Genomic DNA, 659 nt, shown 5'->3' with positions numbered 1-659 from the left:
TGCGACCATTTCTAATTCATGTTGTTGCGGGGTTTTATCTCTAAGCATAATGAACTCTCCAAATTCACTCTGCTTATTAGATCAAAGGGCTCGATCTGTGTCTAGCCCTTTTTCAACAGTCTGAAGCAGCTAAAAAGCTGCTTTTTTTATATCTAAATTTTATATGTAATTAAGCAACTTGATCCGTTACATCCGCAATTTGAATAAGTCTGCGATTAAGGATCTTTTTAGTACAACCACAACACTTACCGCATTGGCTGCCTACTTTAAGCTCTTTGGTTAATTCACGCATGGTCGTTGCACCATCGTCAATTGTTTGCTCAATTTTTTTATCAGTCACACCGTGACAAAGACAAATATACATCAATACAAACCGTGTTAATTACATTCAATAGGTGCATACTAATCTAAACGACAATTGTTATCAATAGCTTCCTCACTAATAAATATAAATTATTTATTAGAATATGGCACGGCTAGCGCATTTTAATCCCAGACTCTAGCAGGGTTGAGCGGTAATCATCGTCTAGCCCTGCCATTTTCTTTTTCCTCGCCATACTTGCTGACTTAGATGCATCTTGTTTAAAAAGCGCCATGGCTATCTTTCGCATTACATTAAACATTAATGGCCCTTGAAGTTTGCGTATTCTCGATTCATC

1 protein-coding gene and 1 pseudogene are annotated in these 659 nt (G+C 37.2%); both read right to left on the bottom strand.

Annotated features, from left to right (window positions below; all coding sequences use genetic code 11):
- Window positions 1-169: 169 nt before the first annotated feature.
- A complete protein-coding gene (locus QL998_RS20740) occupies window positions 170-364 on the bottom strand; it encodes a (2Fe-2S)-binding protein (protein ID WP_002960627.1) in 195 nt (64 codons plus the stop codon).
- Between the two features lie 112 nt (window positions 365-476).
- Window positions 477-659 (bottom strand): annotated as a pseudogene (locus tag QL998_RS20735) (ISAs1 family transposase); the annotation flags it as partial.

The sequence above is a fragment of the Pseudoalteromonas sp. APC 3691 genome (assembly GCF_030408135.1).
GTDB lineage: Bacteria > Pseudomonadota > Gammaproteobacteria > Enterobacterales > Alteromonadaceae > Pseudoalteromonas.
Note: the sequence above shows the minus strand (reverse complement) of the source record. Positions and strands in the feature narration are given on the sequence as shown.

Coding starts and splice junctions, on each gene's coding strand:
- QL998_RS20740 (WP_002960627.1), bottom strand. CDS start 364: ATGTATATTTGTCTTTGTCACGGTGTGACTGATAAAAAAATTGAGCAA.